The sequence below is a fragment of the Mesorhizobium sp. M0060 genome (assembly GCF_040323155.1).
Classification (GTDB): domain Bacteria; phylum Pseudomonadota; class Alphaproteobacteria; order Rhizobiales; family Rhizobiaceae; genus Mesorhizobium.
This window is the reverse complement of record NZ_JAMYUP010000181.1, coordinates 1-575: the sequence shown is the minus strand read 5'-3', so window position 1 is coordinate 575 and position 575 is coordinate 1. Positions and strand designations below refer to the sequence as shown.

1 protein-coding gene is annotated in these 575 nt (G+C 64.2%); it reads left to right on the top strand.

Features of this window, described 5'->3' with window-relative positions; genetic code table 11:
• On the top strand, positions 1 to 575 hold a 575-nt coding region (locus tag NKJ94_RS37500), incomplete at both ends, for an ATP-binding cassette domain-containing protein (protein ID WP_352532827.1).

Sequence of the window (575 nt, the reverse complement as noted above, 5' to 3'; positions counted from 1 at the left end):
GCGCAGGGACGGGGCATCGCCACGGTGCATCAGTTCGGCGGCACGTTCCCGCTGATGAGCATCGGGCGGTCCTTCTTCGTCGGCGTCGAGCCGACCAAAGGTTGGGGACCGTTCAAGATCTACGACCGCAAGCGCGCCAACGAAATCGCGGTGAAAGCGGTCCGGGATTTCGGAATTACCCGTATTGACGACGGTGACCGCCTGGTCGGCGGCCTGTCGGGCGGTGAGCGCCAGTCGCTCGCTATTGCGCGGGCCGTGTATTTTGGAGCCCGAGTGCTGATCCTGGACGAGCCGACCGCGGCGCTCGGCGTCAAGCAGGCATCGCATGTGCTGCGTATCGTCAATGAGGCCAAGAGGCGCGGCCTGGCCGTGGTCTTCATCACCCACCAGGTCATGCACGCCATGACCGTCGGCGACCATTTCGCGGTGCTGATCCGCGGCGCCATCGCCGATGATTTCCGCAAGGGCCAACGGTCCCGCGAGGAGATTACGGATCTGATGGCTGGCGGCGAAACGATGGCCGATCTGGAAGCCAAGGTCGATGGTTACATGGCCGAGCATGAAGGTCATCCGCC